Raw genomic sequence first — 25,646 nt, 5'->3', positions numbered from 1 at the left:
TCCAATTCGCCTCACGTGGCCCGGCCATCATACTTTCTCAAGCGCGAGCGCGATACCCTGGCCGCCACCGATGCAAAGCGTCACGACGCCGCGACGCAGCCCGTCGCGCTGCATCGACCATGCGAGACGCGTGGTGAGAATCGCGCCCGTCGCGCCGATCGGGTGGCCATGCGCGATCGCACCGCCTTCCACGTTCACGATGTCCTCGGGAATGCCAAGTTGCTTCATGACCGCAAGCGGCACCGCCGCGAATGCCTCGTTGATCTCGAAGCGATCGACATCGGCAAGCGACCAGCCTGCGCGTGCCAACGCGAGTTGCACGGCGGGCACGGGGCCAAGGCCGAACATGCCCGGCTCCACCGCCGCCACGCCCCACGCCACGAGCTTCACCATCGGCGAAAGTCCCTCGCTTTCAGCGAAGCCGCGCTCGGCCACGAGCATCGCGCTCGCCGCGCTGTTCAGGCCCGGTGCGTTGCCCGCCGTGATCGTGCCGTCCGGGCGAAACGCGGGGCGCAGCTTTGCAAGCGCTTCGAGCGTCGTGTCGGGGCGCGGCGCTTCGTCGGTATCGATGCGCTCCATGCCCTTCTTGCCCTTCACTTCCACCGCGGCGATTTCTTCCTTGAAGCGCCCCGCCGCTTGTGCGGCAGCAAAGCGCTGTTGCGAACGCACGGCCCAGTTGTCCTGCTCGGCACGCGTGAGCGCGGACTGCGTCACCAGGTCTTCCGTATGCCAGCCCGAATGCTGGCCCGAAAATGCATCGACGAGACCATCGCGCAGCATGCTGTCGTGAATCTCGGCGTTGCCCATGCGATAGCCCCAGCGGCCGCCGTCCAGCAGATACGGCGCGCGGTCCATGTTCTCCATGCCGCCCGCGAGCGCAACATCGGCAAGACCCAGCATCACCTCCTGCGCGGCGCTCGCAATGGCTTGCGCGCCTGAGCCGCACACGCGGTTGACCGTGAGCGCGGGCACCTGAACCGGCACGCCGCCGCCAAGCTCGGCCTGACGGGCAGGATTCATCTTGTTGCCCGCCTGGATCACGTTGCCGAGCACCACGGAGCCGAGCCGCGCGGGATCGAGCTTCGCGCGCGCGAGCGTTTCGCGCACGGCCGCCGCGCCTAGCTCCGTGGCGGGAACGCCCTTGAACGCACCGTTGAAACCGCCAATTGCCGTACGCACCGGCTGGCACAAAACGATCTCGCGCGAATTCAGCTTGCTCATGGACAACTCTCCTTTGATGTACGCCGTTCCACTTACATTCTAAGTATGCATATGCACACTTTCAAACGATTTTGTCGAACATGCGCTCGCGTGCGCTGGCACGATTGATGTCGTGTCCAGCGCACGCGGGGTGGGTAAAACTGTTGCCGTTACATTACGGCGCGGCCGGAAAATCCAGCGTCGTATCGTTGATGCGGTTCACGAGGTTCGTGAACGTAATCGACGTCACGGCGAGCGCAATTTCCACGATCTGGCGCTCGGTATAACCGGCTTCGCGAATGGCGCTCACTTCCGCTTCGGGCACTGTGCCGTGCGTGGTCACCAGCAGGCGAACGAAGTGCACGAGCGCGTCGCGCTTTGCATCGCCGGTCGCGTCTCCTGCGCGCACCGCCTTCATCGTATCCGGCGCGAGGCCTGCGAATTTGCCCGCCAGCGTGTGCGCCGCAAGACAGTAATCACAGCCCGCCACTTCGCTCACCGCGAGCTTGATCGCTTCGACGTCGGGCTTGGACAGTGTGCCAGCGGCGATCACGGCTTCGACGTTGAGCAGCGCGCCCAGCGCTTCGGGGCTATGTGTGCCGATCGTGGCGTACGCGTTGGGCACCTTGCCCACGGCCTTGCGGATCTTCGCAAAGATTTCGGCGGCGGCGCCGGTAGCGGCTTCAGGCTTGACGGCGGAAAGACGGGACATGTTTTGCTCCTTTAACGTTGCATGGTCGCGAACGGGTGTCTGTGTCGCGTTGCCATCGTCGATGGCATGGATGCAGTGTATGCGCGCACCATCGCGCTTTTAATGCCAGAATGGCGCGACTTCATGCTCATTCGTCTCACTCGCCCACCATGGATCTGCTGAGCCGCCTTCTCGCGCTGATGCCCGTTGCCGGCCGCCTCGACGTGCGCTGCCATTTCGGCGCGCCCTGGCGCATCGATGAGCCAGGGGCGAAGGAGCGCGAGATCCGCTATCACGTGCTGATTGCCGGACGCGCCATCGTGGAGGATGCGCACGGCGCGCCCGTCGCGCTGCATGCCGGCGACATCGTGCTGTTTCCGTCGGGCAGCGCGCACGTGCTGCACGATGGCAGCGGCGCGGCGCCCGCCGCCGTCGCCACGCGCACGGAAAACGGCGTGACCGTCGAAACGAATGCAGGCGAAGGCGCCGCCGCCGACGTGCTGTGCGGCCGCTTCCTGCTGCCGGCCGTGCCGCAGCGCCTGCTGCGCGAGAATCTGCCTGCGCGCCTCGTCGTGCATAGCGCGCGCGATGGCGCGCAGCCGCCCGAACGTCTCGTGCGCCTGATCGCGCTGTTGCGCGACGAAGCCTATGAGGCGGCGCCTGGCAGCGAGTCGCTCGTGAACCATCTGTCGGGCGCGCTCTTCGGGCTCACGCTGCGCTATGCCAGCGCCGGCGACGCCCCGCCGCGCGGCCTGCTCGCGCTCGCGCAGCGCCCGCGTCTGCAACCGGCCATCGACGCCATGTTCGAAACGCCCGGCAAGCCCTGGACGCTGCCCGAGCTGGCCGAGCTTTGCCACATGTCGCGCGCGACGTTTGCGCGGCACTTCGACGAGGCCATCGGCCGCTCGGCCGCCGACGTGCTCACCGATATCCGCATGACGCTCGCGGGCCGCATGCTCGCGCAAGGCAACGAGAGCGTGGCGGAGATCGGCGAATTCGTGGGCTACCAGTCGGACGCCGCGTTCCAGCGCGGCTTCAAGCGCCACGTGGGCATGACGCCCGCGCAGTGGCGCTCGCTTGCGCGCGAGGCGGCTTCCGGCGCTTGAGGTCGCGGTCACGACGTTGTCCGTGACCTTCAGCCGCCGTGCGCGGGCGTTTCCTGCGCGAGCACGACGTCGCCGCTCTGGCTCCATCCGCCGCCGAGCGACCGGTACAGCGCCACCGCCGCTTGCGCGCGCTCGCGCTGCGCGTCGTTGAGCAGGTCCTGATCGGCGAGCAAGGTTTGCTGCGCGTTCAGCACGTCGAGAAAGTCAGTCGCACCGCCCTTGTAAAGCTGGTTGGCAAGCTTGAGCGACTGCGCCGACGAAGCCAGCGCGTCGTTCAACTGCTGCGTCTGGCTGGCCGTGCTCACAAGATCGCTGCGGCTGTCTTCCACTTCGCGCAAAGCCTCCAGCATGGTCTGTTGCAGATTCAGCTGCGACTCGCGCATGCGGCTCTCGCTCTGATCGATGTCGGCCGTAATGCGCCCCGCGTTGAAGATCGGGCTCGTCGCGCCGATCGCCGCGCTAAAGAGGTTGTCGGTGAGCGTGGGCATGCCGAGGTAGGACGCCGCGAGAATGCCGTCCGTGAGATTGAGTGTGAACTTCGGATAGCGCTCGGCGCGTGCCACGCCCACTTCCGCCGCGCGCTGCTGCACGGTAGCGTAAGCGGCCTGCACGTCGGGGCGGCGCAGCAGGGCTTCGGAAGGCAGCATCTGCGGCACGCTCGTGGGCACGCCAGGAATGGGCGCGGTTTGCGCGAGCGCGAGTTGCGCCACCGACTCCGGCGTGCGCCCCGTGTACACCGCGATCAGGTTCAACTGATGGTCGATGCTGGCCTGCGCGCGCGGGATACGTGCCTGCAGTTCGCTTAGCTGCGTTTGCGCACGCGCGACGTCGAGTTGCGTGGAGAGGCCGTATTTCAACCGGTCCTGCGTGAGCAGCAAGGTGCGCTTGCGAATCTCCAGGTTGTCCTGAAGGATCTTCAACTCGGCCTGTGCGTAGCGCAGATCGACATACGCCGAAGCCGTATTCGCCGCCAGCGCGAGACGCACGGCATCGAGCGCGTGCTTCTGGCCCACGAGGTTCGCTTGCGCCGCGAGCAGATCGAGCCGCTCGCCGCCGAATACGTCGGGCGACCAGCTCAGCGCGAGCCCCGCGCCCGCCTGCTTCACGTAGCCAAGCGGCGGCGGCGTGTTCTGCCGCTCATAGGCGCCGTGCGCGGTGAAGTCGAGTTGCGGGAGCAGCGCCGCATGCTTTTGCGTGGTGACCGCTTGCGCCTGCTTCACGCGCTCGGCGGCGGCCTGCAAATCGAGGTTGCCTTCGAGCACCGTGGCGAGCAGCGTGTCGAGCGTCGGATCGCCGAACTGCGCCCACCAGGCGCGTGCCTCGATGGCGTCGTGCGGCGCGTCGATACGCCATGCCGTGGGCGCCGTTTCGTGCACCGTGGCGCTCAGGTCGGGATGCTGCGCGGGCTGCACCGCGCACGCGGCGAGCACGGCGGCAGAAAGCAGGGAGAGCACGAGGCGCATGGGCTTCGATGAGCGTTCAGGAGTGGTCGGGGTTGGCATGAAGCACCTCAATGGGCGTCGGGCGGCGGCGCGCCCAGCGAAATCGGCTTGGAGAACGCCACGCTCGCAATGGCGACCAGGAAGCAAAGCGAGAGCACGAAGAACGTATCGGAGAACGTCATCACGAGCGCCTCGCGCAGAATCAGCGCGTGCAGCTGTGCGAGCCCGGCTTCTGCGGCATCGATCGCATTGCCCGCCACGGACTGCCAGTACACGGCGCGGCCCGCCAGCAGCAACTGCACCTGCGGCACGCCGCCACTCACGCTCTCGTTCAGGCGTAGATAGTGGAAGTTGAGCCGGTCGTTGAGCATCGTCGCGCTAACGGCAATGCCGATTGCGCCGCCCAGATTGCGCATGAGATTGAAGAGACCGCTCGCCGACTTGAGCCGCGAAGGCGGCAGTGAGCCGAGCGACATCGTGACGATGGGCGGAATGGCGAACTGCTGGCCAATGCCGCGCAGCGCCTGCGGCAGGAGGAACTGCTGCCAGCCCCAGTCGTGCGTGAGCGGCACATACAGGTAGCAGCCAAGCCCGAAGCAGATCAGCCCGAACAGCATCAGCGCGCGCATGCTGAAAAAACGCGTAGCGAAGGCATAAACGCCAAGTGCGAGCAACTGGAACACCCCCACCGAAAGCAGCGACAAGCCGATTTGCAGCGAGCTGTAGCCGCGCACTTCCGCAAGAAAGAGCGGCGTGAGATAGACCGCCACGAAAATGCCGATGCCCGTGACAAACGAAAGCAGGCTGCCAATGCCGAAGTTGCGCACGAGCAGCGCGCGCAGATCGACGATCGGGTCCTTCGCCGTGAGCGCATGCACGATGAAGAGAAAGCCGCAGATCGCCGAGATCCACGTACAGGCCACGATCACGTCGTCGCCGAACCAGTTCTTGCGCGGGCCCTCTTCCAGCACGTATTCGAGGCAGCCAAGAAAGCCGCACATGAGCGCGATGCCGAGATAATCGCCTCGCTTGAGAAGCGAAAGATCGGGCTTGTCGATGTTCACGTACTTGGGCACCAGCGCCGCCACCGCAATGCCCGGCACGAGGTTCAGATAGAAGAGCCAATGCCACGACCATTGATCGGTGATCCAGCCGCCAATCACGGGGCCGAGCGTGGGCGCGAGCGAAGCGAGCGCGCCAATGGTTGTGGAGGCAACGAGACGCTGCTTGCCAGGAAAGAGTACGAAGGCCGTGGTGAACACCGTGGGGATCATCGCCGCGCCGAGTGCGCCTTGCAGGCCGCGAAACACGATCATCGAGTTGATGTCCCAGGCGAGGCCGCACAGCATGCTCGTGATCGTGAAGCCCACTGCGGAGGCCACGAAGAGCCAGCGCGTGGAGAACACCTTCGAGAGCCAGCCCGACATGGGGATCACCATGATCTCGGCAATCAGATAAGCCGTTTGCACCCACGAAAGCTCGTCCTGACTCGCGGAAAGACCACCGCCGATGTCGCGCAGCGACGAAGCGACGATCTGGATGTCGAGCGTGGCCATGAAGAAGCCGATGCACATCAGCGCGAAGGCAAAGGCGCGTTGCGCCATCGGCTGGAGATGGGGAGCGAGCGTCGGGTCGGCGCTGGTAGTGGCGTTCATCGCAGTGACCTCTTCAGTGCGCTTCGGACAGATGCACCTTCACGGTCGCCGAAAGACCGGGCCGCAGCGCGCCTTCCAGGCCCGCGGACGTATTGGCGTCGATGCGGATGCGCACCGGCACGCGCTGCACGATCTTCGTGAAGTTGCCCGTGGCGTTCTCGGGCGGCAGCACGCTGAAGGTCGCGCCAGTGGCAGGAGCGAGGCTTTCCACGGTGCCGTGCAACGTGCCGCTGGCTGCGTCGAGCGTCACGTCGGCACGATCGCCCGCGTGCATCTTCTTCAACTGATCTTCCTTGAAGTTCGCGTCCACCCACAGACCCGTGGCAGGCACCACGGTGAGCAGCGGCGCACCCACGTTGGCAAGCGTGCCCACGCGCGCCGTACGGTTGCCGATGTAGCCGTCCACCGGCGCGGTCAGCGTCGTGTATTCGACGTTCAGTTGTGCGAGGCGCTGGTTGGCCTCGGCGGTCGCGACCCGCGCTTGTGCGTCGTTGATCTGCGCGGCCAGCACGTCGAGCTGGCGTTGCGCCGCCAGCACCGCTGCGCCGCTTTGCGCAACCGATGCCTGGGCCTTCGCGTAGTCGGAATCCGCACGCTCGACCAGCTGGTTCGATACCGCGTCGTCCTTCACCAGTTCGCGGTAACGCGTCTGGTCCTGAGCGCTGCGCGTGAGTTCCGCATTCGATGCGCGCACTTCGGCCTGATGCTGGTTGATCACCGCTTCCTGCAACGTGCGCTTCGCCTGCAGTTCGTCGACTGCGGCGCGCGCGCTACCCAACTCCGCGTTGGCCTGAGCAAGCTTCGCGTCATAGTCGCGCGAGTCGAGGCGCAGCAGGACCTGGCCCGCGTGTACGCGCTGGTTGTCCTGCACGGGAATGTCCGAGACGAAGCCGCTCACGCGCGGCGCCATCACGGTGACGTTGCCGCCCACGTAGGCGTCGTCGGTGGTCTCGACAAAGCGCAGCACGAAGAACCAGTAGCCGGCGGCAGCCGCCAGCACGAGAGCGACCGCGCCTAGCGCGAGACGCATGCGCGAGATGCGCGCACGCTCGCTCGCCTGCGCCGGCTCGACCGCAACGGGAGTGGAAGGACTCGACATGACGTTTACCTGTGCATATACACTACTAAAGATAAAAAAACGCCGCCGTATGAAGCAACGCGACGCAACCCGCAAATCCATTGCAACGTTAGACAGCCCGTGTGATGCGAAACAGCTCGCGCCGCAGCCACGCGGCGCGTTGCGCGCCAAAGCGGCGCTCGAATTCGTCCTGCGCGGCGCGCCAGTGTTCATGCGCCGCGTCGAGCCGCGAACGGCCCGCCTGGGTGAGCGCGAGCCGGCGGCGGCGCTCGCCCAGGTCCGGCGCGTCGGCCACGAGCGCGCCGCGCAAGAGCGGCCGCAAGGCCCGCACGAGCGTGGTGCGCTCCATCACCATCGACCGGCCGAGTTCCGCCATCGTGAGGCTCGACGCACGGCCGAGCGCGCCGAGTATGCTGAACTGCGTGGGCGTGAGCCCCGCCGCGCTCAGGTGACGCTCGTAAAGCTGCGACAGATGCCGCGCGGCCTGGCGTACGGCAAAGCAATCGTCGTGCTCGGGTGACTGATAGATGTGCATATGCACAGAGTAGTCGCCAATCGGGCCCCGAACAAGCCTTACGGGCGGCATCACATTATGGCCGCGGCGACAACAATCGTCGCAAAGCTTTCAGATTGCCTTCGCCTCGGCGGGCGCGTCGTGCGCCATGCCGTCGAAAAAAGCCGTGGCGTGGTCGATGAACGCGCGCACCTTGGCCGGCAGCAGCGTGCGCGTGGTGTAGGCGAGGCGAATCTCGATCTGCATGTCGACGAGCGGGTACGCGTCGAGCACCGTCACGAGTTTGCCCGCCGCAAGCTCCTCCCTCACGAGCGCGACGGGAAGAATGCCGATGCCGAAGCCTTGCAGCACCATCTCGCGGTTGAACTCGGGGTTGTTCGAGGCAATCTCGTGGTGCAGCGGCACGACGACTTCCTCGTCGCCTACGCGAAACACGATCATGGGCTTGCGCATGGAAGGCGGCATCGGCACGAACAGGTGGTCGGCGAGGTCGGCGGGATGTTTCGGCGTGGAATGCGCTTCGAGATACGCGGGCGTCGTGACAAGCGCGAGCGGAATGCGCTCCAGCAAGCGCGTGACGGTCGATTCGTTATTGAGCATGAACGGCAGCACGAGGCCGAGATCGTAGCCGTCCGCGATGAGATCGACGGGGCGCTCGGTGAGGATCACGTCGAGCGTGACCTTGGGATGCGCGCGCTTGAAGCTGGCAATGAGCGGCACGAGGCGATTGACGGTGGCCGTGGTGTGCGCGACCAGTCGCAGCACGCCATTCGCCTCGCGCGTTTGCACGGTGGCGTCGGCCTCCAGTGCGTCGAGGTCGTCGAGCACGCGGCAGCAGCCTTCGTAGAAGCGCTCGGCCGTCTCGGTGAGCGACACCGCGCGCGTGCTGCGATGAAAGAGCCGGCTGCCAAGGCGCTTTTCGAGGCGTGCGATGGCGCGCGAAACGACGGGCGTGGTGAGGCTGTGCATGTCCGCGGCGCGCGTGAAGCTGCGCGCCTCGACGACGGAGCGGAAGATCCGCAGGCTGTCGATGTAGTCCATGGTCTTGAGGGCGATGACGTTGGCGTAGCTTAACACCGGCAAACGCGGCTCACTCGCGCATGGCGATGGCTGGCGCTACGCTTCGGGCTCGCCGAACACCTCCGCACAAAACGCGCGCCCCTCATCGGACAAACTCGCCGTGCCGGTTCCATCTTCGGCCTGCGTCGTCACCACGAGGCCGCTGTCCACGAGCGACGTCAATTGTCTGCGCAATCCGCTCATTGGCACGCCGGCCTGCTTCGAGAGTTTCGCAAGCGACCACGCGCGGCCCGGGCGCTCAGGCTGGCCGTGCTTCTCGCACTCGGCGCGCCACAATTGCTCGAGCACGGCAATCAGCACCGGGTCGACGCCCGCCTCGTCTGCGTCGGCGTCTTCGCGCTCTTCGTCTGCGTTCATCGTCTGTCTCCTCATGCCATCTTCGCAGCCATTTCGCCTAGCGTCTTCAGCGCGGCTTCGGTCTGCGCGTTCCATGGGTAGCTGTAATTCAGCCGGATGTAGTGGTGATACTCGTTGCGCATCGAGAACATGTAGCCGGGCCCAATGGTAATGCCTTGCGCGAGCGCCGCCTGATAGAGCCGCATCGAATCGACGCGCGGCGGCAGTTCCACCCACAGCACGTAGCCGCCTTGCGGCTCCGAGGTGCGCGTGCCCGCCGGAAAGAAGCGCTCCACCATCGCCCGCATGAGCCGCGCCTGTTGCCGGTAGAAGCGCCGCACGCGGCGCAGGTGCCGGTCGTAGCCATCGTGGCGCAAGTAGTCGGCCAGCGCCACCTGGGGAACCGAGGGGGTCGTGAGCGTGTTGAGGAACTTGAGCTTTTCGACCTGCGCGCGGTAACGCCCCGGCAGCGCCCAGCCGATGCGGTACGAGGCCGACAGGCTCTTCGAAAACGAGGCGCAATGCAGCACGAGGCCGCGCGTGTCGAACTGCTTGAGCGTGGAAGGCCGCGTCTGCCCGAAGTACAGCTCCTGGTAGACGTCGTTCTCGATCACCGGCAAATCGTGTGCCTCGGCAAGCGCCACGAGCCGCGCCTTGTTCGCGTCGGGCATGCGAAAACCGAGCGGATTCTGGAAGTTCGGCATCACCATGCAGGCCGCCACCTTCTGGCGCTCGAGCACGCGCTCCAGCGCGTCGAGGTCGATGCCGGTATGAGCGTGCGTGCTCACTTCGATGGCGCGCATGCCCAGACGCTCGATGGCGTGCAGCATCGCGTAGTAGGTGGGCGACTCGACGGCCACCGTGTCGCCCGGCCTCGCCACCGCCTGCAGGCTCAGGTTGATCGCCTCGGTCGCGCCCACGGTGATGACGATTTCCTCGGGATCGACGCTCACGCCGTTTTCGGCGTAGCGCCGCGCGATCTGGCGGATCAGCTCGGGGTTGCCGGGCGGCAGGTCGTCGATGAGGTTCCAGCTCGCGTGGCGGCGCGCGATGGCATTGGCGTACTGGTTGATGCGCCGCCAGGGGAACAGCGCCGGGTCCGGGTACGGCGAGCCGAGCGGCACGGCATCCTGCGCACCGATGCTGCGCAGCGTGGAGAGCACGAGCCGGCTCACGTCCACGTTGGCGGGCACGGGCTGCCTCGGCGCGCTCGCCCGGCGCGGCTTGCCCACTGTCATGGCGTCGTTGTCCTGCGAGCCTGGTGTGCCCACCGCGCCGCGCCCTTGCGGCGCGCCGACGCGCGCACGCACGAAATACCCCGATTGCGGCCGCGACTCGATCACGCTGCGGCTTTCCAGCAGCGCGTAGGCGCGCAGCACCGTCTTGATGCTCACGCCGTGCTGCTGGCTCGCGCGGCGCACGGAGAGAATGCGCTCGCCGGGGCCGAACACGCCGCGGCGCACGGCGGCTTCGATATCGTCGGCGAGTTGCTCGTAGCGGGTCACGTTCGGGTTGGGTCCAGGCAGCCGGAAAGGGGTCGGGCCGCGCGCGCGGTCGATCCCCGCAAGTCTATGACAAAACGCCGCAACTGTATCCCTTGCTTTTCGGTTTTTCTGTGATCTCCGGGGGCACAGGAACACAGTAGTCTTGGCTCATCGGGCAGACCGCCCTGGAACACGAAAAGCCAACCGCATCATGAAGAAGCCGCAAGGTCGCATCGAGCCGTATCACCACCCCGCCGCAGGCTGGGGCGCGCTCAAGCAGGTCGCCATCAACCTCATCAAGGAAAGGGTGACGGGCGGCGACTACCGTATGCTGCTCAAGCAGAACCAGCCCGACGGCTTCGACTGCCCCGGTTGTGCGTGGCCCGACCGCGAGCACGCGTCCACGTTCGAATTCTGCGAAAACGGCGTGAAGGCCGTGGCGGCGGAGGCGACCAGCAAGCGCGTCACGCCCCAGTTCTTCCAGGAGCACACCGTTAGCGAGCTGATGGCGCAATCGGACTACGAACTGGAGCAGCATGGCCGCCTGACCGATCCGCTCGTCTACGACGCGCTGCAGGACCGCTACGTGCCGATCGAGTGGAACGATGCGTTCAGGCTCATCGCGAAACATCTCAACGCGCTCGACGACCCGAATCGCGCTGCGTTCTATACCTCGGGGCGCGCGAGCAACGAGGCCGCGTTCCTCTACCAGCTGTTCGTGCGCATGTACGGCACGAACAACTTCCCCGACTGCTCGAACATGTGCCACGAGGCCACGAGCCGCGGCCTGCCCGGCACGGTCGGCATCGGCAAGGGCACGGTCACGCTCGACGACTTCGAGCACGCCGACACGCTGCTCATCTTCGGCCAGAACCCGGCGACGAACCATCCGCGCATGCTTGGCGAACTGCGCGAATGCGCGAAGCGCGGCGCGACCATCGTCTCGATCAATCCGTTGAAAGAGCGCGGGCTGGAGCGCTTCGCGAGCCCGCAGCACACGCTCGACATGCTCTCGCCCAAGGGCGTGCAGATCAGCTCCGTGTTCATCCGCCCGCGCGTGGGCGGCGACTTCGCGCTCATCAAGGGCGTGGCCAAGCGCGTGATCGAACTCGACGACGCAGCGCTCGCGAACGGCACCGAACGCGTGCTCGACGTCGCTTTCATCGCTGAGCACACGGTTGGCTTCGACGCCTTCGCCGCCGACTTGCGCGCCGAATCGTGGGACACGATCGTGGCCGAAGCGGGTGTGCCGATCGAAGAGGTGCTCAAGCTCGCCGACATCTACGTCAAGGGCCGTGCCGTGATTTCGACGTGGGGCATGGGCCTCACGCAGCACAAGAATTCGGTGGCGACGATCCAGCTGCTTTCGAATCTCATGATGATGCGCGGGAACATTGGCCGCCGTGGCGCGGGCCTGTGCCCGGTGCGCGGCCATTCGAACGTGCAGGGCGACCGCACGGTCGGCATCGAGGAAAAGCCCACGCAGGCGTTTCTCGACCGCCTCGGCAAGGCCTATGACTTCGAGCCGCCGCGCGAGCACGGCTATGACGTCGTGGAGACGATCCACGCGATGCTCGAAGGCCACGTGAAGGTATTCATCGGTCTTGGCGGCAACTTCTCGATCGCCACGCCCGACACGCCGCGCACGTGGGAAGCCATGCGCGCGTGCGCACTCACGGTGCACGTGACCACGAAGCTCAACCGCAGCCATCTGGTGCACGGCCGCGACGCGCTGATCCTGCCCACGCTCGGCCGCACCGAGATCGACCTGCAAAACGGCGTGCCGCAAGGCGTGAGCGTCGAGGACTCGATGAGCATGGTGCACATCTCGTACGGCATGAACCGCCCCGCCTCGACGAACCTGCTTTCGGAAATCGCCATCGTCGCGCGCATGGCGCACGCCACGCTCGGCAGCGACAAGGTGGACTGGCTCGACCTCGCCGCCGACTACGCGAAGATCCGCGACGGCATCGAGAAAGTGTTCGACGGTTTCGAGAACTACAACGAGCGCTTGAAGCAACCGGGCGGCTTCCACCTGGGCGTAGCCTCGCGCGACCGCGTGTGGAAAACGCCTAGCAACAAGGCGCAGTTCGTCGTGCACGCCATCGCACTCGACACGCCGATCCACCGCGCGCGCGCCGAGCATGGCCCGCGGCTCATGACGCTCATGACCACGCGCTCGCACGATCAGTACAACACGACGATCTATGGTCTCGACGACCGTTATCGCGGCGTGTATGGCCTGCGCCGCGTGCTGTTCGCGAACCGCGAGGACATGACGATGCTCGGCTTCGAGCCGGGCCAGCACGTGGACATCACGAGCGTGTGGGACGACGGCGTGGAGCGCCATGTCGAGGACTTCATGCTCGTGGAGTACGACATTCCGCGCGGCTGCCTCGGCGCGTACTATCCCGAGACCAATCCGCTCGTGCCGCTCTCCTCTATCGCCGATGGCGCGGGCACGCCGACTTCGAAGTCGATTCCGGTGCTGCTGAGCCCCACGAAAGCGGACGTGTCGGCCGGCGCCGACGCTGTGCTTGCGGCAGCCTGAGCGCTGGCTATATAGCGTCTAAGCGGCTCCTTCGGCCATCGCAAGGAGCCGCCCGGCGGCCGGCACGAGCGCCCGAACCCGCAGCGCCGCAAGCAATCAGCTAGCCAGCTTGCGGAACGTTTCCAGCACCGCTTCACCCTTGAAAGGCTTCACGATCCAGCCGCGCACGCCCGCTGCCTTGCCGCGCTCCTTCATGGCAGGGCTGCTTTCCGTGGTCAGCATCACCACGTTCACGGCCGTGTTCGCCAGTTCGCTGCGGATTTTCTCGACCATCGTGAGGCCGTCCATGTTCGGCATGTTCACATCGCTCACCACGAGCTTCACGCCCGGGTTCGAGCGCAGCTTCGCGAGGCCGTCCTTGCCGTCCACCGCGGTGTCCACGTCGAGGCCGTTCTTGCGCAGAAAACCGGCCACTTCGTCGCGCACCGTGCTCGAATCGTCCACCACCAGAATCTTTGCCATGCTGTTCATCTCCTTCGCGCCGTGTAGGGCGCGTCTTTGATCAAAATAATTCGAGTTCGCCGCTGGCCTGCTCTTCCACGGCGGCGGCGGCGGCCTGCGCGGCCGTCTCGTCAAACCCTTCGCGCGACCAGCCAAGGCTGAACACGAAGCGCTGGTCTATCACCACTTCGCGGCCCGTATTCGGGCACGTGAGCCGGTACTTGATGCACAACTGCGGATTGTCGGAGCCAAACGACAAATAGCGCCGCCGATGATTGATGAGCAGCGGCACCTGCACCTGCGCGCGGCCCCAACCCGCTTCGTCGGCGGCGCGTGCGTTGCCCAGATAGCGGTTGCGAAACGCACCCCACACGAGATTCGTGAGTTCGGCGAGCACGCCATTCACGTCGCGGAAGTCGCTCGCTTCGTCGCGGCCCGCGCGCGGTGGCAGCAGCTCGATCAGCGGCGTCTCCTCGGTCTGCATCAGGAGCCAGCCGCGGCACCATGCCGTCTCGATCGGAATGAGCGTCAGCACCTCGCCGAAGATGATGCGGTCGCGCACGATGCCCGGCGTGTCCCAGTTCACTTCAAGACTGGGAAAGAGGCCGCGCAGGCGCCCGAGCGTCATGTCGGTGATGCCGTCCACGAGCGGGTCCGGGTAGTCGTGCGAGAACACGTGCGCTTCGAGCGCCGCGACCAGTGTTTCAGGCTCGCTTTCGTACCAGCTTGCGCACGGCAGGCGGCGCAATGGTTCGGGCAGCGCATCGCTGTGCTCGTTGGCTGCGCGCCGCAACACGACCGGCAGTTCGGGGCGCTCGGCTTGCAGCGCGACGGCCACAGCTGCTGCGGCTTCGAACGTGCCACCGAAGTCAACGCCCAGCAGCACGCCGCCCAGATCGTAGTGCGTCTTCAGCGCCGCCGAGAGCGCTTCGCGCCGCACCGGCACGCACACGCAATCGTGTGCGGCTGCCGTTTGCGCAATTGCCTCGGCGCGCGCCGTATCGCTTTCCAGCAGCAACAGCTTGCTGACTGGCTTGTTCGCGTTCATGTTTCCGTTCTCTGCCTTCAAAACAATTCGAGTTCACCCGCGCTGTCGTGCGCTTCAACGGCAGCGGTGCTCGCCACGAAATCGAGCGGCGCCTGCGTGCAGACGCACAGCGTGGCGCCGAGCCGCACGTCGTGGTCGATCGTGAGCGCATACGACTGCACATAATCCGGCTTCAATTCGCGCAGATACGGCAGGCACCCGCTGCTGAGCGCATACGGCGTGGACATGCCGAGGTCGGGAAAATGCTCGACCAGTTGCTGGTTCATCGCCCCGCAGCACAGGTTGCCGAACTCCATGAAGCATTCGGTGAGCGTGCGCGAGGCGTCGGCTACGTAGTAGCGCTGCGTGCGCTCGTCGTCTTCGAAGTGCAGGAGCAGGAGCAGGCGGAACTGCATCGATGAAATCGTCAGGACGACCAGGTGCTCGCCCTGGGGCGCCTCGCCCACGCGAGGCTCGATTTCGCAGCTGTGCTGGGCGTCGGTCACGAGACGCATTCGCGCGGCCGCGAAAAAAATCCGCTCGATGCTGTCCTTCGCGTGCGTGCCGATCATGCGTGCGCCCCGGCGCGCGTGGCTTCGAGCTGGTGATGCAGCTGTTGCGACGAGGCTTCCACGCTCGCGAGCGTTGCCGCGATCATCTTGCCGCCCGCCTGGATGTCCTGGAACGTCGCGGCCGTGATCAGGTCGTTGCGGTTCAGGCTGTCGCGATAGCTCTTCGACAATTCCTGCGAGCGCGTGGCCAGCGAGCGCACCTCGCCCGCCACGATCGAGAAGCCGCGCCCCGCGGCGCCCGCGCGCGCCGCTTCGATCGAAGCGTTGAGCGAGACGATGAGCACATGGCTCACGATCGACGACAGCTCCTGGTTCTTCTTGTGCATGTCGTTGTTCTGCGCCATCAGCGAGATCATCTGCTCGTGCCAGCGCTCGAACGTCGACGACATGAGCTTCAGGCGCGAAGCCTCGCTCGCAATGCGCGCCGCGTGCTGCATCGCGTCGTCGCGCTGCGCGCGCTCGCTTGCGAGCGACGCTTCGAGCGCATCGGCCACGGACCGGCGCTGCGCGAGTTCCGCGCGCAGCGACTCGATCTGCCCGGCCAGGGCTGCGTTTTCACGCGCCGCGTCTTCGCACTGCGCCGCGTGGCGCGCCTGCGCCTGTGCGAGCGCACCGGCGTGCGCCGCTTCCTGCGCACGCGCCGCGTTTCGAGCCTGCGTTTGCGCGCGCTTGTGCCACGCCGCGAGCACGCCGGCGGCCAGCGCGACAAGAGCCGCGCCTTCGATCAAATACGGTAAGACCACTGCCACCCCCGCCATGCGCTAGCCCGCCAGCGCTTCCTCTTGCTTTGCTTGCGTTGCATCCGCCATCTTCACTGCCCACTGCTGCGGCAACCGCACGACGGTCTGGAAATGCCGGTAATCGGCCCCCGCGCACTCGTCGGTGAAACGCAGTTCGATTGCGCCGCCCTCGCGTTCGAGGAAGTCGCGCACCGCGTCCATGCCCACGCCGCGGCCCGAGACTTCGGTCACGTTCGCGGCCGTCGAAAAGCCGGGGCGGAAAATGAATGCCGCGATCGCCTCGTCGCTTACCGCTTCGTACGCCTGAAGCCAGCCGCGCTCCACCGCGATGCCGCGAATGCGCGCGAGTGCGAGGCCTCGGCCGTCGTCGGCGAGCGTCATGTGCAGTGCGCCGTTCTGCACATTTGCGTCAATGTCGATGTGACCCGACTCGTCCTTGCCAATCGCACGGCGTTGCGCCGGCATTTCAATGCCGTGGTCGAGCGAGTTGCGCAGCAAGTGCATGAACACGTTCTTCACCGTGGCAGCAGCCTCGCTGCGCAGGCGATAACCGTGGTCCTCGATCTTCACCACCGGTTCGACCTTGCCGAGTTCCTGTGCCAGCGAGGGCAGCGAGCCGGTCACGCTCGCGAGCACGTCGGCCACGCGCTCGGTGCCGATCGCGCGCAGCGTGGCGCGCAGTTCGGCGCGCATCGCGCGAAGCGCGGGCAGGTCGTTGTCGTCGGTGCGATCGACGAGGCGCAGCGTCTGTTCGATCGCTTCGCGCGAGACCGCAAGGCTCGCCGCGCCGTTCTGCGCGCCAGCCGCACGCGTGCCGCGCCCAAGGCTCACCTCGTTGATGTTCGAATAGTGCTCGAGCGCCGCCTTCACGCGCTCCAGATCGGCGATCAGCGCCTGCTGGTCCCACGCGTGGCTCGTGTCTTCGCGGCGCAGCGCGTCGTAGCGCTGCTCGACCTCGTGCACCACGCCCGTGAGATGCTGCAGGCTGTACGTACGCGCGTTGCCCTTGATCGTGTGCATGTTGCGGAACAGCGCGGCAATCGCGCTCGTATCCGCGCAGTCGTGCTGACGAATGATGTGCTCGTTTTCGTGAATGAAGCTCGTCGAGCTATCGACGAAATGCTGGAACTTCTCCTCGCTCACCGCGAGAATCTCGCCGATCATCTCGAGGCGGCGCTTTTGCTCGCCGGCTTCGGCCGCGAGTTCGCGCAGTTCCGTCACGTCGCGCACGCACAGCATGAGACGCACGACCACGTCGTTTTCGTCGGTGATCGCCGACCAGCTCAGGTCGAGCACCTTCGCGCGGCCATCGGGCGGCGTGCGCGTGATTTCATTCACGAGCAGATGCTGATTGAACGCGAAGTTCACATCGTCTTCGCCCAGGCACGCGTGCACGGCGGCGTCGATCTGCGAGAGCGTGTCGGCGTCAAGATCCGAGTGCGAGAACACGAGGTCCATGAGCGAGCGGCCCGCAATCTCGTTCGTTTCGAAGATTGCCTCTAGATACGCCGAATATTCGTTGTGGATCGTCGCGCCTTCGACGACCGTGAGAATGCCCTGCTGCATGTTCTGCAGCATCGCCTGAATGTCGGCGGTCTTGCGTTTGAGCTGCGCGGAGCTGTGCTGGATCTTCTCGATCATGCCATTGAAGGCGACGATCGAATGACCGATTTCGTCCATGCGGCCCACGGGCACGCGGCGTGTGAAGTCCTGGCTCGACGCAATCTCGCTCATCATGGCCTGCATGTGCGAGAGCGGGCGCGTGATCTGGCGGTACAGCAGCGCGCCGATCAGCGTGAGCAGCAGCACCGCGCCGCCCGTCACGCCGGCAATGGCGCTCGTCGTGGTGTCGAGCGTGCTGTTGAGCGTGCGGATCGCTTCATCTTTCTGGCGGTTCTTTTCCACGCGCATCGTCGTGACGATGCCTTCGAGTTCGTCGCGATACTGTGCGACGTTCGCGAAAAGATAGGCCTGCGCGAGCTCATTCTTGCCGCTCGCCTTCATCTTCGCGGTGTCGTCGATGGCGGAGAAGTAGTTCGCGAGGCTTTCCTGCGCTTGCGAGACGAGGCCTTCCTGCGCGTGGCTCGCGGCCGCCTTGCGCTGCACGTCGAGCGCGGCGCGCAGCGCGGCTTCCTTGTCCTTGAGCTCGTTCTGCGCGAGCGACGCCACCGTGGCGTCGGGCGCGTAGACGAGCGTCATGGTGGCGAGCTGCACGTCTTTCACGAGCGCCACGAGGTCGGACGATGCGAGAGCGCTCGGCACGACGCCCTGGGTAACCTGGCGGACGTCGGTGGCACTGCGGCGGGCCTGGAGGGCCGCGTAGCCGCCGATGGCGGACAACGCGACAAACATCAGGACGATGAGTAGCGTGATGCGGTGACGAATGGTCATGTCGAAATCCCCGGGCCTTCGTCGCGCCGGCCGCGCTATGGTTGCGCGGCTCGGACACGTTGGCCAATTTATTCGCGGTGGATTATCGACGCTTAGGTATGACGAAATGATGACTGCCGCATAATTCGGCCGATTACGCTGTGCGTTACACCACACTTGATAGCTGTTGTCTTTTGTGCGCTGGGCGGCATGGGCGTTACGCTTAGTCCGGGGCCGCCGGGTCGTCGAGAAACAGCACCATGAGTTCGTCGTCGGCATATTCGCCGTCGATGCACAGGCCGCGCGGTTCGACGCCGTAGCGCACGAAGCCGCATGAACGGTAGAGCGCCTGAGCGCGGGGGTTCTGCGCGCTGACGACGAGATGGACCTGCAGCACGCCAATTGAGCGCGCATGTTCGATTGCGCTTGCCATCAACTTCTTTGCGATCCCGCCACCCCGTCGCGCCGGATCGACAAACACGCCCCAGATCAGCGCCTTATGGGCGAGTTTTTGGCGCACCTCGCGCAGTAATCCAACAATACCGACGAGCGCGTCGCCTTCGAACGCCCCAAAAACAATCTGCTCGTCGGTTACACGAATACGCGCCTCATTTTGTGAGCGGCTCAGTTGCCTTATCTCATCGGCCGTCGACGCGATGCCCTGAGGGTCATTCTCCGCCGCCCGCAAACGCATGGATTGAAACGCGTCCGCATCTTGCTCGTTCAGCGGGCGAATCATTGTATTCACTGGCTTCGTTTCGTTCATGTGCAGTGCCTGGCAATAAAAGGGAATGACTCAAACGGTTCGAGCAAGCCTATCACGTCCCCCGCCCTTCTTGCCTTGCGCTAATATCGAAGTTTCGCGTCGCATCATGCGCGCAGCATCGCTCCGGGGTCTCCCATGCCGCAAACCGCAACGTCTGACGCGCAACCGTACTTCTGGCGCGACGCTGACCTGCCGTTCATCGAAGTGCGCGCCATCGCCGACGGACGCAAGGTCCGCTATGGCCGTCACGCGCACAGCACGTTCTCGATCGGCGCGGTCACGGGCGGGCGCAGCACCTACCTGAACGGGAGCACGCTCTCGCACATCAGTGCGGGCGCGGTAGTGGTCATCAACCCGGAAGTTGTGCACGCATGCAATCCGGCCGCGGACGAGCCCTGGGCCTACCGCATGTTCTATCTCGACACGGCGTGGCTCGCGAAGCTGCAACACGATCTGGGTTTCGGCGCGCACGAAGGTTTCCGCCCATTCGAGCAGACCTTGAGCTGGGAGCGCGATGTGTTCGATGGACTCAACGCGCTCTACGACCTGCTCGTCGATCCTCAGGAGTCGGCATTGCGCAAGGAATGTGCGGCCGTAGCGTATTTCTCCAGGCTCCAGCAGTCGCTCAATCCTGCGCCGGTCAGTGCACGCGAGCCGAACGAACGCCTCGCACGCGCCGCAGAATTCATCGACGGCAATTACACGCGCGCGCTCAAGCTCGGAGAGATTTGCGCCGCAGCCGATCTTTCGCCCTCGTACCTCATTCGCGCGTTTCGCGAGCAATACGGCATGACACCGCATGCGTATGTCGTGAATCGTCGTATCGAGTTCAGCCGCGCGCAACTGCGCCGCGGGCACGCCATCGCGGATGTCGCGGCCGAGGCCGGTTTCGCCGATCAGGCGCATTTGCAACGCGCGTTCCGCCAGTTCGTCGCTGCAACGCCAGGCCAGTATCGCGGCTAACTTGCTGGCCAACGTCGTCGTCGCGCATTCAGGCAAGCACCAGCCAAACCGCACTGCCGGCAAGCAACAACGCCATCGCTCGGTTCACGAAGCGCACGCGCGACGGTTCGCGCAACGCCTGACGCAGCGACGCGCCCGCCCACGCCCAGCACGCAATCGACACATAGCACACGACGTAGTAGATCGCAGCGAACTGCCAGACCAGCGCGCTTTCGCCGGAAGCCACGTACAAGCCCATGCCCGCCACCGAGGCGAGCCATGCCTTCGGGTTGAGCCACTGCATCGTGGCGCCCACCAGCAGCGAGGGGCCGCGCGACGCGTTCGGGGAGTCGATGCGGCCATCGTCGGTGACGAGCCGGTACGCAACGTACAGCAGGAAAGCCACGCCCGCCCATTCGAGCCCGCGCGTGAGAAACGGCACGCGCGTCAACAGTTCGTGCATGCCAAGGCCGATCAGCAGCAACAGCAACACGAAGCCCGCGGTCGCGCCGGTAACGTGGCGCAGGCTCGCGCGCAGCCCGTAGCGCGCGCCCGCGCTCAACGCAACAATATTGACGGGTCCAGGGGTGATGGAAGTGGCCAGCGCGAAGGCGGCCATCGACAAGGCAGTGCTCACAGTTTTCCTCGCTACGCCCATGGGCGATCAGTAAGCGCAGAGGGTAGACGTGCGCAACGCTGGCGTATTGAAGAAAATTGCCCCTGCGGGCGGGCGCGGTACAGCGCGGAACTCGCGCTATCATTGCGCCGCACCGACGACTTCATTTCCGGAACTGCAACGTGAAAAAGATCCTTATCATCGGCATTGGCGCGGGCGACCCGAAGTACCTGACCGTCCAGGCAATCGAAGCGCTCAACGCCGCCGACGTGTTCTTCGTGATGGACAAGGGCGCGGCCAAGGACAAACTCGTCGCGCTGCGCAAGGAAATCTGCGCGCGCTTCATCAAGGACCACGACTATCGCATCGTGGAAGCGACGAGCCCCGAGCGGCGCCGCGATGAAGGCCTCGATTACAAGACCGCCGTGGACGAGCTCAATCGCGACAAGCAGCGCGTATTCGAGCGCCTGATCGAAGAAGAATTGACGGACGGCCAATGCGGCGCGTTTCTCGTCTGGGGCGATCCGTCGCTCTACGACAGCACGATCCGCATTCTCGATTCCGTTCTCGCCGATGGCAGGCTGGCGTTCGACTTCGAGGTGATTCCGGGCATCAGCAGCGTGCAGGCGCTCGCGGCGAAGCATCGCGTGCCGCTGAACTTCATCGGCAAGCCGGTAAGCATCACGACAGGTAGACGGCTCGCGGAGGGTGGCTTTCCGCAGGACGTGGAAAGCGCGTTGGTCATGCTCGACGCGCAAAACGCGTATGCGCAGCTCCCGGGCGAGGACCTCGACATCTACTGGGGTGCTTATGTCGGCACGCCAGACGAGATCCTGATGTCGGGCCGCCTGGAAGACGTGAAAGACGAGATCGTCCGCGTGCGCGCACAGGCGCGCGAGGCGAACGGATGGATCATGGACACGTATTTGCTGCGCAAACGCGGCATGAAGGACTGAAAGAGAAACGGGCGCGAACATTGACGTTCGCGCCCGTTTGCTGATTCACGCGTTGCCGCTTACGCGAGGCCCACGCACACCGCCACGATAATCGAACCGAACAGCAGCACAGCGCCCACCGTCTTGCGTTTGTTCAGCTCCGTCCACAGCAGCACGCCCGTGAGCGAAAGCAGAATGAGCGCCCCGGCGAAGCTGTCGATGAACAGCACCCAGCCCACGCTCATGCCCGTACCCTTGTGCAGGTTGGTAATCGTCGAGACGAGCGAGTTGTCGTTGCGCTTGAGCGTGAGCTTGTCGTCGTCCACCCAGTACTCGACCATCACGCTCTCGCCGGGCGACGTGAACATCATCTGCCAATGTTCGGGCTGCACGACTGTGCGATCGCCCCAGGCCACGTTGTGCTCAGGCTCCTTCTGCACGCGACCCATGCGCGCCGGAAGCTTCAAATCAGGTTGCGCACGCAACCATTTCACCATTTCGCGCGGTGTTTCGGGGGCGGGGTCCGGCACGGCGATCTGCACCGTCGAGACTTGGGGGGCGCCAGGAGAGATGCGCAGCGGCTCGGCGCGATGGTTGAGCACGAACCCCGTTGCGCCGAACAGCAGGCCGAGCGCCGCGCCCCACAGACCCACCCAGCCGTGCACCTTGCGCAGCCACTTGATGAAGGTCGCGCGGCGCGAGCGCTTCGTGCGCTCCTCGCGCTGTTCGACGTCGAGACGTGTGCGCGGCGTTGCCGTCGCGTCGATCTCGGCGGTATCGGGAAAGCTCATGTTTCACTCCAAAGTCGCAAAAGATTGTGGTAGCAGCCCACGAGGCTGCGCCGCGCCTGAGCGTCGGCGTCGCTTGCGTTCAGGCGCTGGATAGCGGTGTCCATGTCGAAGAGCAGTGCGCGCTTCGTGTCGTCGCGCACGAGGCTTTGCACCCAGAAGAAGCTCGCCACGCGCGCGCCGCGCGTGACCGGCGTGACCTGGTGCAGGCTCGTGGCCGGATACACGATCATGTCGCCCGCCGGCAGCTTCACTTCCTGCACGCCATAGGTGTCTTCGACCACGAGTTCGCCGCCCTCGTATTCGTCGGGCGACGAGAGAAAAAGCGTGCACGAAACGTCGGTGCGCAGCTTCACGCCGTTGGGCAGCACGCGCACGGCGCCATCCACGTGGCTGCCGAACGTCATGCCGCCTTCATAACGGTTGAAGAGCGGCGGATACACCTGATTCGGCAGCGCCGCGCTAATAAAGAGCGGATTGCGCTCGATGGCCGCGAGCACCATGTCGCCAAGCTCCCGTGCGATGGGCGTGTGCTCGGCGATCTGCACGTTGCGCTTGACGGGCGCGCCGGACCAGCCGGCCGTCGCGCGGCCGTCCACCCAGGCGTCGCCTGCGTTGTCGAGGCGTGCGCGCAGCGCGTGAACCTGCTCAGGCGTCAGTACATTGGGGACGTGAACCAGCATCGTCAATTCCTTCGTTGTGCCGCATAAGCGGCAAAGCAGCCGCGTTCGTGCGCCTGCACGCAGTGACGCAAAAAGCCCGCATTATGCGGGCTTCGCGTGACGGCACGCAAAAAGGTCGGCGCACGCGTAAGGCGCCGCAATCAGAACCGGTAGTCGGCCGTCGCAAGGAACGTGCGGCCAATGCCCGGCACCGAACGTCCGCCGTCCGACTGGATGAGGGCGTCGTAGTAGAACTTGTTGGTCAGGTTCAACAGATTCAGCCGCACGTCCCACTTCTTCTCGTGGTACGCGGCCATTGCGTCCCAGCGCGTATAACCGCCGACTTCCACGTAATTCGTGTTCGCTGCGTAACGCGCCGACATATAGGTCGGGCCGCCGCCAATTTCCCAATGCGGCGTGAATGCATACGTGGTCCACAGCGTGAAGGTATTGCGCGGCGTATTCGCCGGCGTGTTGCCCTGGGTGCCGTCGAGCGCCTTGAGAACCACGCCGTCCATATACGTGTAGCCCGCGAACACCTGCCACTTGTTGGTAATGTGGCCGGTTGCGCCCGCCTGGAAGCCACGCACGCGAATGTCGCCTTCGAGCGTGTACTCGCCCGTCGACGTTTGCGTGCGCGCGTTGTCCATCTCCTGCTGGAAGAATGCTGAGGTAACCGAAAGATTGCCGCCCAGCAGGTCCCACTTCGCGCCCACTTCGTACGACTTGGTATGTTCGGGCGAGAGGTTCTGCGTATTGTTCGTGACCGTGAGCGCTTCGAGCGACGGATCGAACGACGTGCCGTACGAGAAGTAGTACGACTGCCAGTCGGTCGGCTGATAGATCGCCCCGGCACGCACGCTCGTGAACGTATTGGTCTGGTCCGCGTAGAGCGGCGCGCTGATCGTGTTGGCAATATGGGCCTGGAAGCGATCCCAACGCACGCCGCCAATGAGCTTCCAGTGCTCGCCGATCGACATGGTTTCGTTGAAGTACGCGGCGAACGTGTTTGCGCCCGACTCCGCGTGATTGCCTACCGTTGTCGTGACGTTCGAGGGCGTCGAAATATAGACCGGGTTGAGCAGCGAGAGAATCGGCAGGTTGTTGCGCGTGGAAGCCTGATTCGTGTAGCTGTCGTGGCCCAGCTCGATGCCCGCGAGCATCTCGTGCTTCAGGAAGCCTGTCGTGAACTTGTATTGCGCCATCGTATCGTTGTAGATCGAGTGGTTCTCGATCACGCGGTCGTGGCTCGCAAGCTTGATGTACAGGTCTTCGAGCGGCAGGTTCGTGAAGTTGCCGTTCTTGAGGGCCGTGCTCGAAGCGAGCGGGCCCGTTAGCACCGCTCCGGGCGCGGTCTCGCGCGCGTCGGTGAGCGAGTGCGAGAACTGCGTCTGGTTAGTGATCTTGAACTGGTCGTTGAAACGATGGTCCACGCGCGCCTGAACCGTTTGCACATCCTGGATCGTGCGGTCGTCGGTGAGGCCATAGAACGTGCTCTTCGAAGGCGCGAACGGATGGCCGTTGACGGCCTGCACGCCGTAGTCCGGCATGTCGTAGTTGTGCTGGATGAGCGCCGAGATCGTGACCTCGGTCGGCGTGCCAATGCCAAAACGCAGCTCCGGCGCGAAACCGTAGTCCTTGTTCTTCATCACATCGCGCGTGGAGCCCATCGACTGGCCGAACGCATTGAGACGGAAGGCCGCGTGATCGCCGAGCGGACGGTTCACGTCGAGCGTCGCGCGATAGCGGTCGTCGGTGCCGATGGTCGTCGACACTTCAGTGAGCGGCTTGAGGTTCGCCTGCTTCGTGACCTGGTTGATCACGCCGCCCGTGGAGCCGCGGCCGAACAGCATCGACGAGGGGCCGTAGAGCACTTCGATCGACTCGAGGTCGAAGGTGTCGCGGTAGTACTGGTTGCGGTCGCGAAAGCCGTCGAGGTAAATGTCGTTTTGCGCCGTGAAACCGCGCAGGTTGATGTTGTTGCCGATCTGGCCGCCTTCCGCGCCGCCGATCGTGATGCCGGGCGCGTTGCGCAGCGCATCCTGGAACGACGTGGCGCCCTGCGACTGCATCACCGCCTTGTTGATGACCGTGACCGACTGCGGAATATCGCGCAGCGCTGTGGGCGTTTTCGCGCCTACGGTCGAACGTTCCGCCTGGAAATCCTGGGCATCGCTTTGGCCCGACACGGAGATCGTGGGCAGCGTGGCGTTGTTCGTGGCGCTTTCCGCCTGCGCGGTCTGGAACGTCTGATTGCTCTGCGCGGCGGCCGCCCCCGAAGCGGCAGTGGCTGCAGTGGCAGCTGCGGTGGCAGGCGCGCTTTGCGCGAGTGCAGTCGTAGCGAAAGGTACAGCAAAGGTCAGCGCGAGCGCACTCGCGAGCGGCGTCCGGTTCAGCATGAGGTCCCTGTGCAAGGCATACGACCCGGCCGTGCGACGCGCGCAAAACGGGCGCGGACGACGCGGGTGAATTGGCTGGCTGGGCCGCCCCGAAAGGACCGAGGGAAACGACGCTAGGCTGGCTGGTCTTGTTGTTTGGCCGCGGAGAGTTTCGCGGTAATGAGAATCGATATCATTCCATATATTTCAGTCTCTTTCAATTGATTTCGGTATATGAACAACAGTTGGGTGGGGTGATTGGAAAGGCTCGT

Annotated in this window: 23 protein-coding genes; 4 read left to right on the top strand and 19 right to left on the bottom strand. The window is 65.0% G+C overall.

The window, feature by feature from the left end; all coding sequences use genetic code 11:
* Nucleotides 1–27: 27 nt before the first annotated feature.
* Together U5A65_RS08975 and U5A65_RS08970 are read right to left on the bottom strand one after the other, a co-directional pair.
* Nucleotides 28–1,221: a thiolase family protein gene (locus U5A65_RS08975; RefSeq protein WP_415764458.1), complete on the bottom strand. Its 1,194-nt coding sequence runs from the start codon at nt 1,219–1,221 to the stop codon at nt 28–30.
* A gap of 154 nt (nt 1,222–1,375) precedes the next feature.
* A complete protein-coding gene (locus tag U5A65_RS08970) occupies nt 1,376–1,912 on the bottom strand; it encodes a carboxymuconolactone decarboxylase family protein (RefSeq protein WP_321914424.1) in 537 nt (178 codons plus the stop codon).
* A gap of 149 nt (nt 1,913–2,061) precedes the next feature.
* Here U5A65_RS08970 and U5A65_RS08965 point away from each other — a divergent pair, with 149 nt between their 5' ends.
* On the top strand, nt 2,062–2,997 hold the full coding sequence (locus U5A65_RS08965; protein ID WP_321914425.1) for an AraC family transcriptional regulator: 936 nt from the start codon (nt 2,062–2,064) through the stop codon (nt 2,995–2,997).
* Nucleotides 2,998–3,026: 29 nt separating this feature from the next.
* On the opposite strand, the gene U5A65_RS08960 is transcribed toward U5A65_RS08965, so the two are convergent.
* The 7 genes from U5A65_RS08960 to U5A65_RS08930 all read right to left on the bottom strand — a co-directional run bounded on the left by U5A65_RS08960 (nt 3,027) and on the right by U5A65_RS08930 (nt 10,607).
* On the bottom strand, nt 3,027–4,460 hold the full coding sequence (locus U5A65_RS08960; RefSeq protein WP_415764706.1) for an efflux transporter outer membrane subunit: 1,434 nt from the start codon (nt 4,458–4,460) through the stop codon (nt 3,027–3,029).
* 47 nt (nt 4,461–4,507) lie between these two features.
* Entirely contained in the window at nt 4,508–6,043 is a 1,536-nt protein-coding gene (locus U5A65_RS08955; RefSeq protein ID WP_321914473.1) for a DHA2 family efflux MFS transporter permease subunit, read from the bottom strand.
* Between the two features lie 64 nt (nt 6,044–6,107).
* A complete protein-coding gene (locus U5A65_RS08950) occupies nt 6,108–7,193 on the bottom strand; it encodes an HlyD family secretion protein (RefSeq protein WP_321933975.1) in 1,086 nt (361 codons plus the stop codon).
* An 88-nt stretch (nt 7,194–7,281) separates the two neighbouring features.
* A complete protein-coding gene (locus U5A65_RS08945) occupies nt 7,282–7,707 on the bottom strand; it encodes a MarR family winged helix-turn-helix transcriptional regulator (RefSeq protein ID WP_158760715.1) in 426 nt (141 codons plus the stop codon).
* 90 nt (nt 7,708–7,797) lie between these two features.
* The gene (locus tag U5A65_RS08940; RefSeq protein ID WP_321914474.1) at nt 7,798–8,727 is read right to left on the bottom strand and encodes a LysR family transcriptional regulator; all 930 of its coding nucleotides are present in this window, start codon (nt 8,725–8,727) and stop codon (nt 7,798–7,800) included.
* Nucleotides 8,728–8,802: 75 nt separating this feature from the next.
* Nucleotides 8,803–9,123 (bottom strand): ArsR family transcriptional regulator, encoded by a 321-nt coding sequence (locus tag U5A65_RS08935; protein WP_321914429.1) that lies wholly within the window; start codon nt 9,121–9,123, stop codon nt 8,803–8,805.
* An 11-nt stretch (nt 9,124–9,134) separates the two neighbouring features.
* Nucleotides 9,135–10,607, bottom strand: coding sequence for a PLP-dependent aminotransferase family protein (locus tag U5A65_RS08930; RefSeq protein WP_321933976.1), 1,473 nt, complete (start codon nt 10,605–10,607; stop codon nt 9,135–9,137).
* A gap of 190 nt (nt 10,608–10,797) precedes the next feature.
* Here U5A65_RS08930 and U5A65_RS08925 point away from each other — a divergent pair, with 190 nt between their 5' ends.
* Nucleotides 10,798–13,137: an FdhF/YdeP family oxidoreductase gene (locus tag U5A65_RS08925; RefSeq protein WP_321946054.1), complete on the top strand. Its 2,340-nt coding sequence runs from the start codon at nt 10,798–10,800 to the stop codon at nt 13,135–13,137.
* Between the two features lie 96 nt (nt 13,138–13,233).
* Here the strand turns inward: U5A65_RS08925 and U5A65_RS08920 are convergent, their stop codons facing one another.
* The 6 genes from U5A65_RS08920 to U5A65_RS08895 all read right to left on the bottom strand — a co-directional run bounded on the left by U5A65_RS08920 (nt 13,234) and on the right by U5A65_RS08895 (nt 19,053).
* Nucleotides 13,234–13,599, bottom strand: a complete 366-nt coding sequence (locus tag U5A65_RS08920) for a response regulator (protein WP_028229743.1) — start codon at nt 13,597–13,599, stop codon at nt 13,234–13,236.
* 40 nt (nt 13,600–13,639) lie between these two features.
* Nucleotides 13,640–14,626 carry a chemotaxis protein CheX gene (locus U5A65_RS08915; RefSeq protein WP_321914432.1) on the bottom strand — a complete coding sequence of 329 codons (987 nt, stop codon included), beginning with the start codon at nt 14,624–14,626 and terminating at the stop codon, nt 13,640–13,642.
* A gap of 17 nt (nt 14,627–14,643) precedes the next feature.
* Entirely contained in the window at nt 14,644–15,177 is a 534-nt protein-coding gene (locus tag U5A65_RS08910; protein ID WP_321933978.1) for a hypothetical protein, read from the bottom strand.
* On the bottom strand, nt 15,174–15,935 hold the full coding sequence (locus U5A65_RS08905; RefSeq protein WP_415764454.1) for a methyl-accepting chemotaxis protein: 762 nt from the start codon (nt 15,933–15,935) through the stop codon (nt 15,174–15,176). The genes U5A65_RS08910 and U5A65_RS08905 overlap by 4 nt, the downstream gene beginning before the upstream one ends.
* Before the next feature lie 3 nt (nt 15,936–15,938).
* On the bottom strand, nt 15,939–18,308 hold the full coding sequence (locus U5A65_RS08900; protein WP_321933979.1) for a HAMP domain-containing protein: 2,370 nt from the start codon (nt 18,306–18,308) through the stop codon (nt 15,939–15,941).
* 202 nt (nt 18,309–18,510) lie between these two features.
* Entirely contained in the window at nt 18,511–19,053 is a 543-nt protein-coding gene (locus U5A65_RS08895; RefSeq protein ID WP_321946052.1) for a GNAT family N-acetyltransferase, read from the bottom strand.
* Nucleotides 19,054–19,188: 135 nt separating this feature from the next.
* Between U5A65_RS08895 and U5A65_RS08890 the strand changes: the two genes are divergently transcribed.
* Nucleotides 19,189–20,016: an AraC family transcriptional regulator gene (locus U5A65_RS08890; RefSeq protein WP_321946051.1), complete on the top strand. Its 828-nt coding sequence runs from the start codon at nt 19,189–19,191 to the stop codon at nt 20,014–20,016.
* Nucleotides 20,017–20,044: 28 nt separating this feature from the next.
* Here the strand turns inward: U5A65_RS08890 and U5A65_RS08885 are convergent, their stop codons facing one another.
* Nucleotides 20,045–20,632 carry a LysE family translocator gene (locus U5A65_RS08885; protein WP_321946050.1) on the bottom strand — a complete coding sequence of 196 codons (588 nt, stop codon included), beginning with the start codon at nt 20,630–20,632 and terminating at the stop codon, nt 20,045–20,047.
* A gap of 161 nt (nt 20,633–20,793) precedes the next feature.
* On the opposite strand from U5A65_RS08885, the gene cobF reads away from it, so the two are divergent.
* Nucleotides 20,794–21,567, top strand: coding sequence for a precorrin-6A synthase (deacetylating) (gene cobF, locus U5A65_RS08880; protein WP_321946049.1), 774 nt, complete (start codon nt 20,794–20,796; stop codon nt 21,565–21,567).
* Nucleotides 21,568–21,626: 59 nt separating this feature from the next.
* Here the strand turns inward: cobF and U5A65_RS08875 are convergent, their stop codons facing one another.
* The 3 genes from U5A65_RS08875 to U5A65_RS08865 all read right to left on the bottom strand — a co-directional run bounded on the left by U5A65_RS08875 (nt 21,627) and on the right by U5A65_RS08865 (nt 25,395).
* Nucleotides 21,627–22,337, bottom strand: a complete 711-nt coding sequence (locus U5A65_RS08875) for a PepSY-associated TM helix domain-containing protein (RefSeq protein WP_321933982.1) — start codon at nt 22,335–22,337, stop codon at nt 21,627–21,629.
* Nucleotides 22,334–23,017: a Fe2+-dependent dioxygenase gene (locus U5A65_RS08870; RefSeq protein ID WP_321933983.1), complete on the bottom strand. Its 684-nt coding sequence runs from the start codon at nt 23,015–23,017 to the stop codon at nt 22,334–22,336. The genes U5A65_RS08875 and U5A65_RS08870 overlap by 4 nt, the downstream gene beginning before the upstream one ends.
* 140 nt (nt 23,018–23,157) lie before the next feature.
* Nucleotides 23,158–25,395 (bottom strand): TonB-dependent siderophore receptor, encoded by a 2,238-nt coding sequence (locus tag U5A65_RS08865; RefSeq protein ID WP_321946048.1) that lies wholly within the window; start codon nt 25,393–25,395, stop codon nt 23,158–23,160.
* Between the last annotated feature and the right edge of the window lie 251 nt (nt 25,396–25,646).

The sequence above is a fragment of the Paraburkholderia sp. J10-1 genome (assembly GCF_905220165.1).
Classification (GTDB): Bacteria; Pseudomonadota; Gammaproteobacteria; order Burkholderiales; family Burkholderiaceae; genus Paraburkholderia.
Note: the sequence above shows the minus strand (reverse complement) of the source record. Positions and strands in the feature narration are given on the sequence as shown.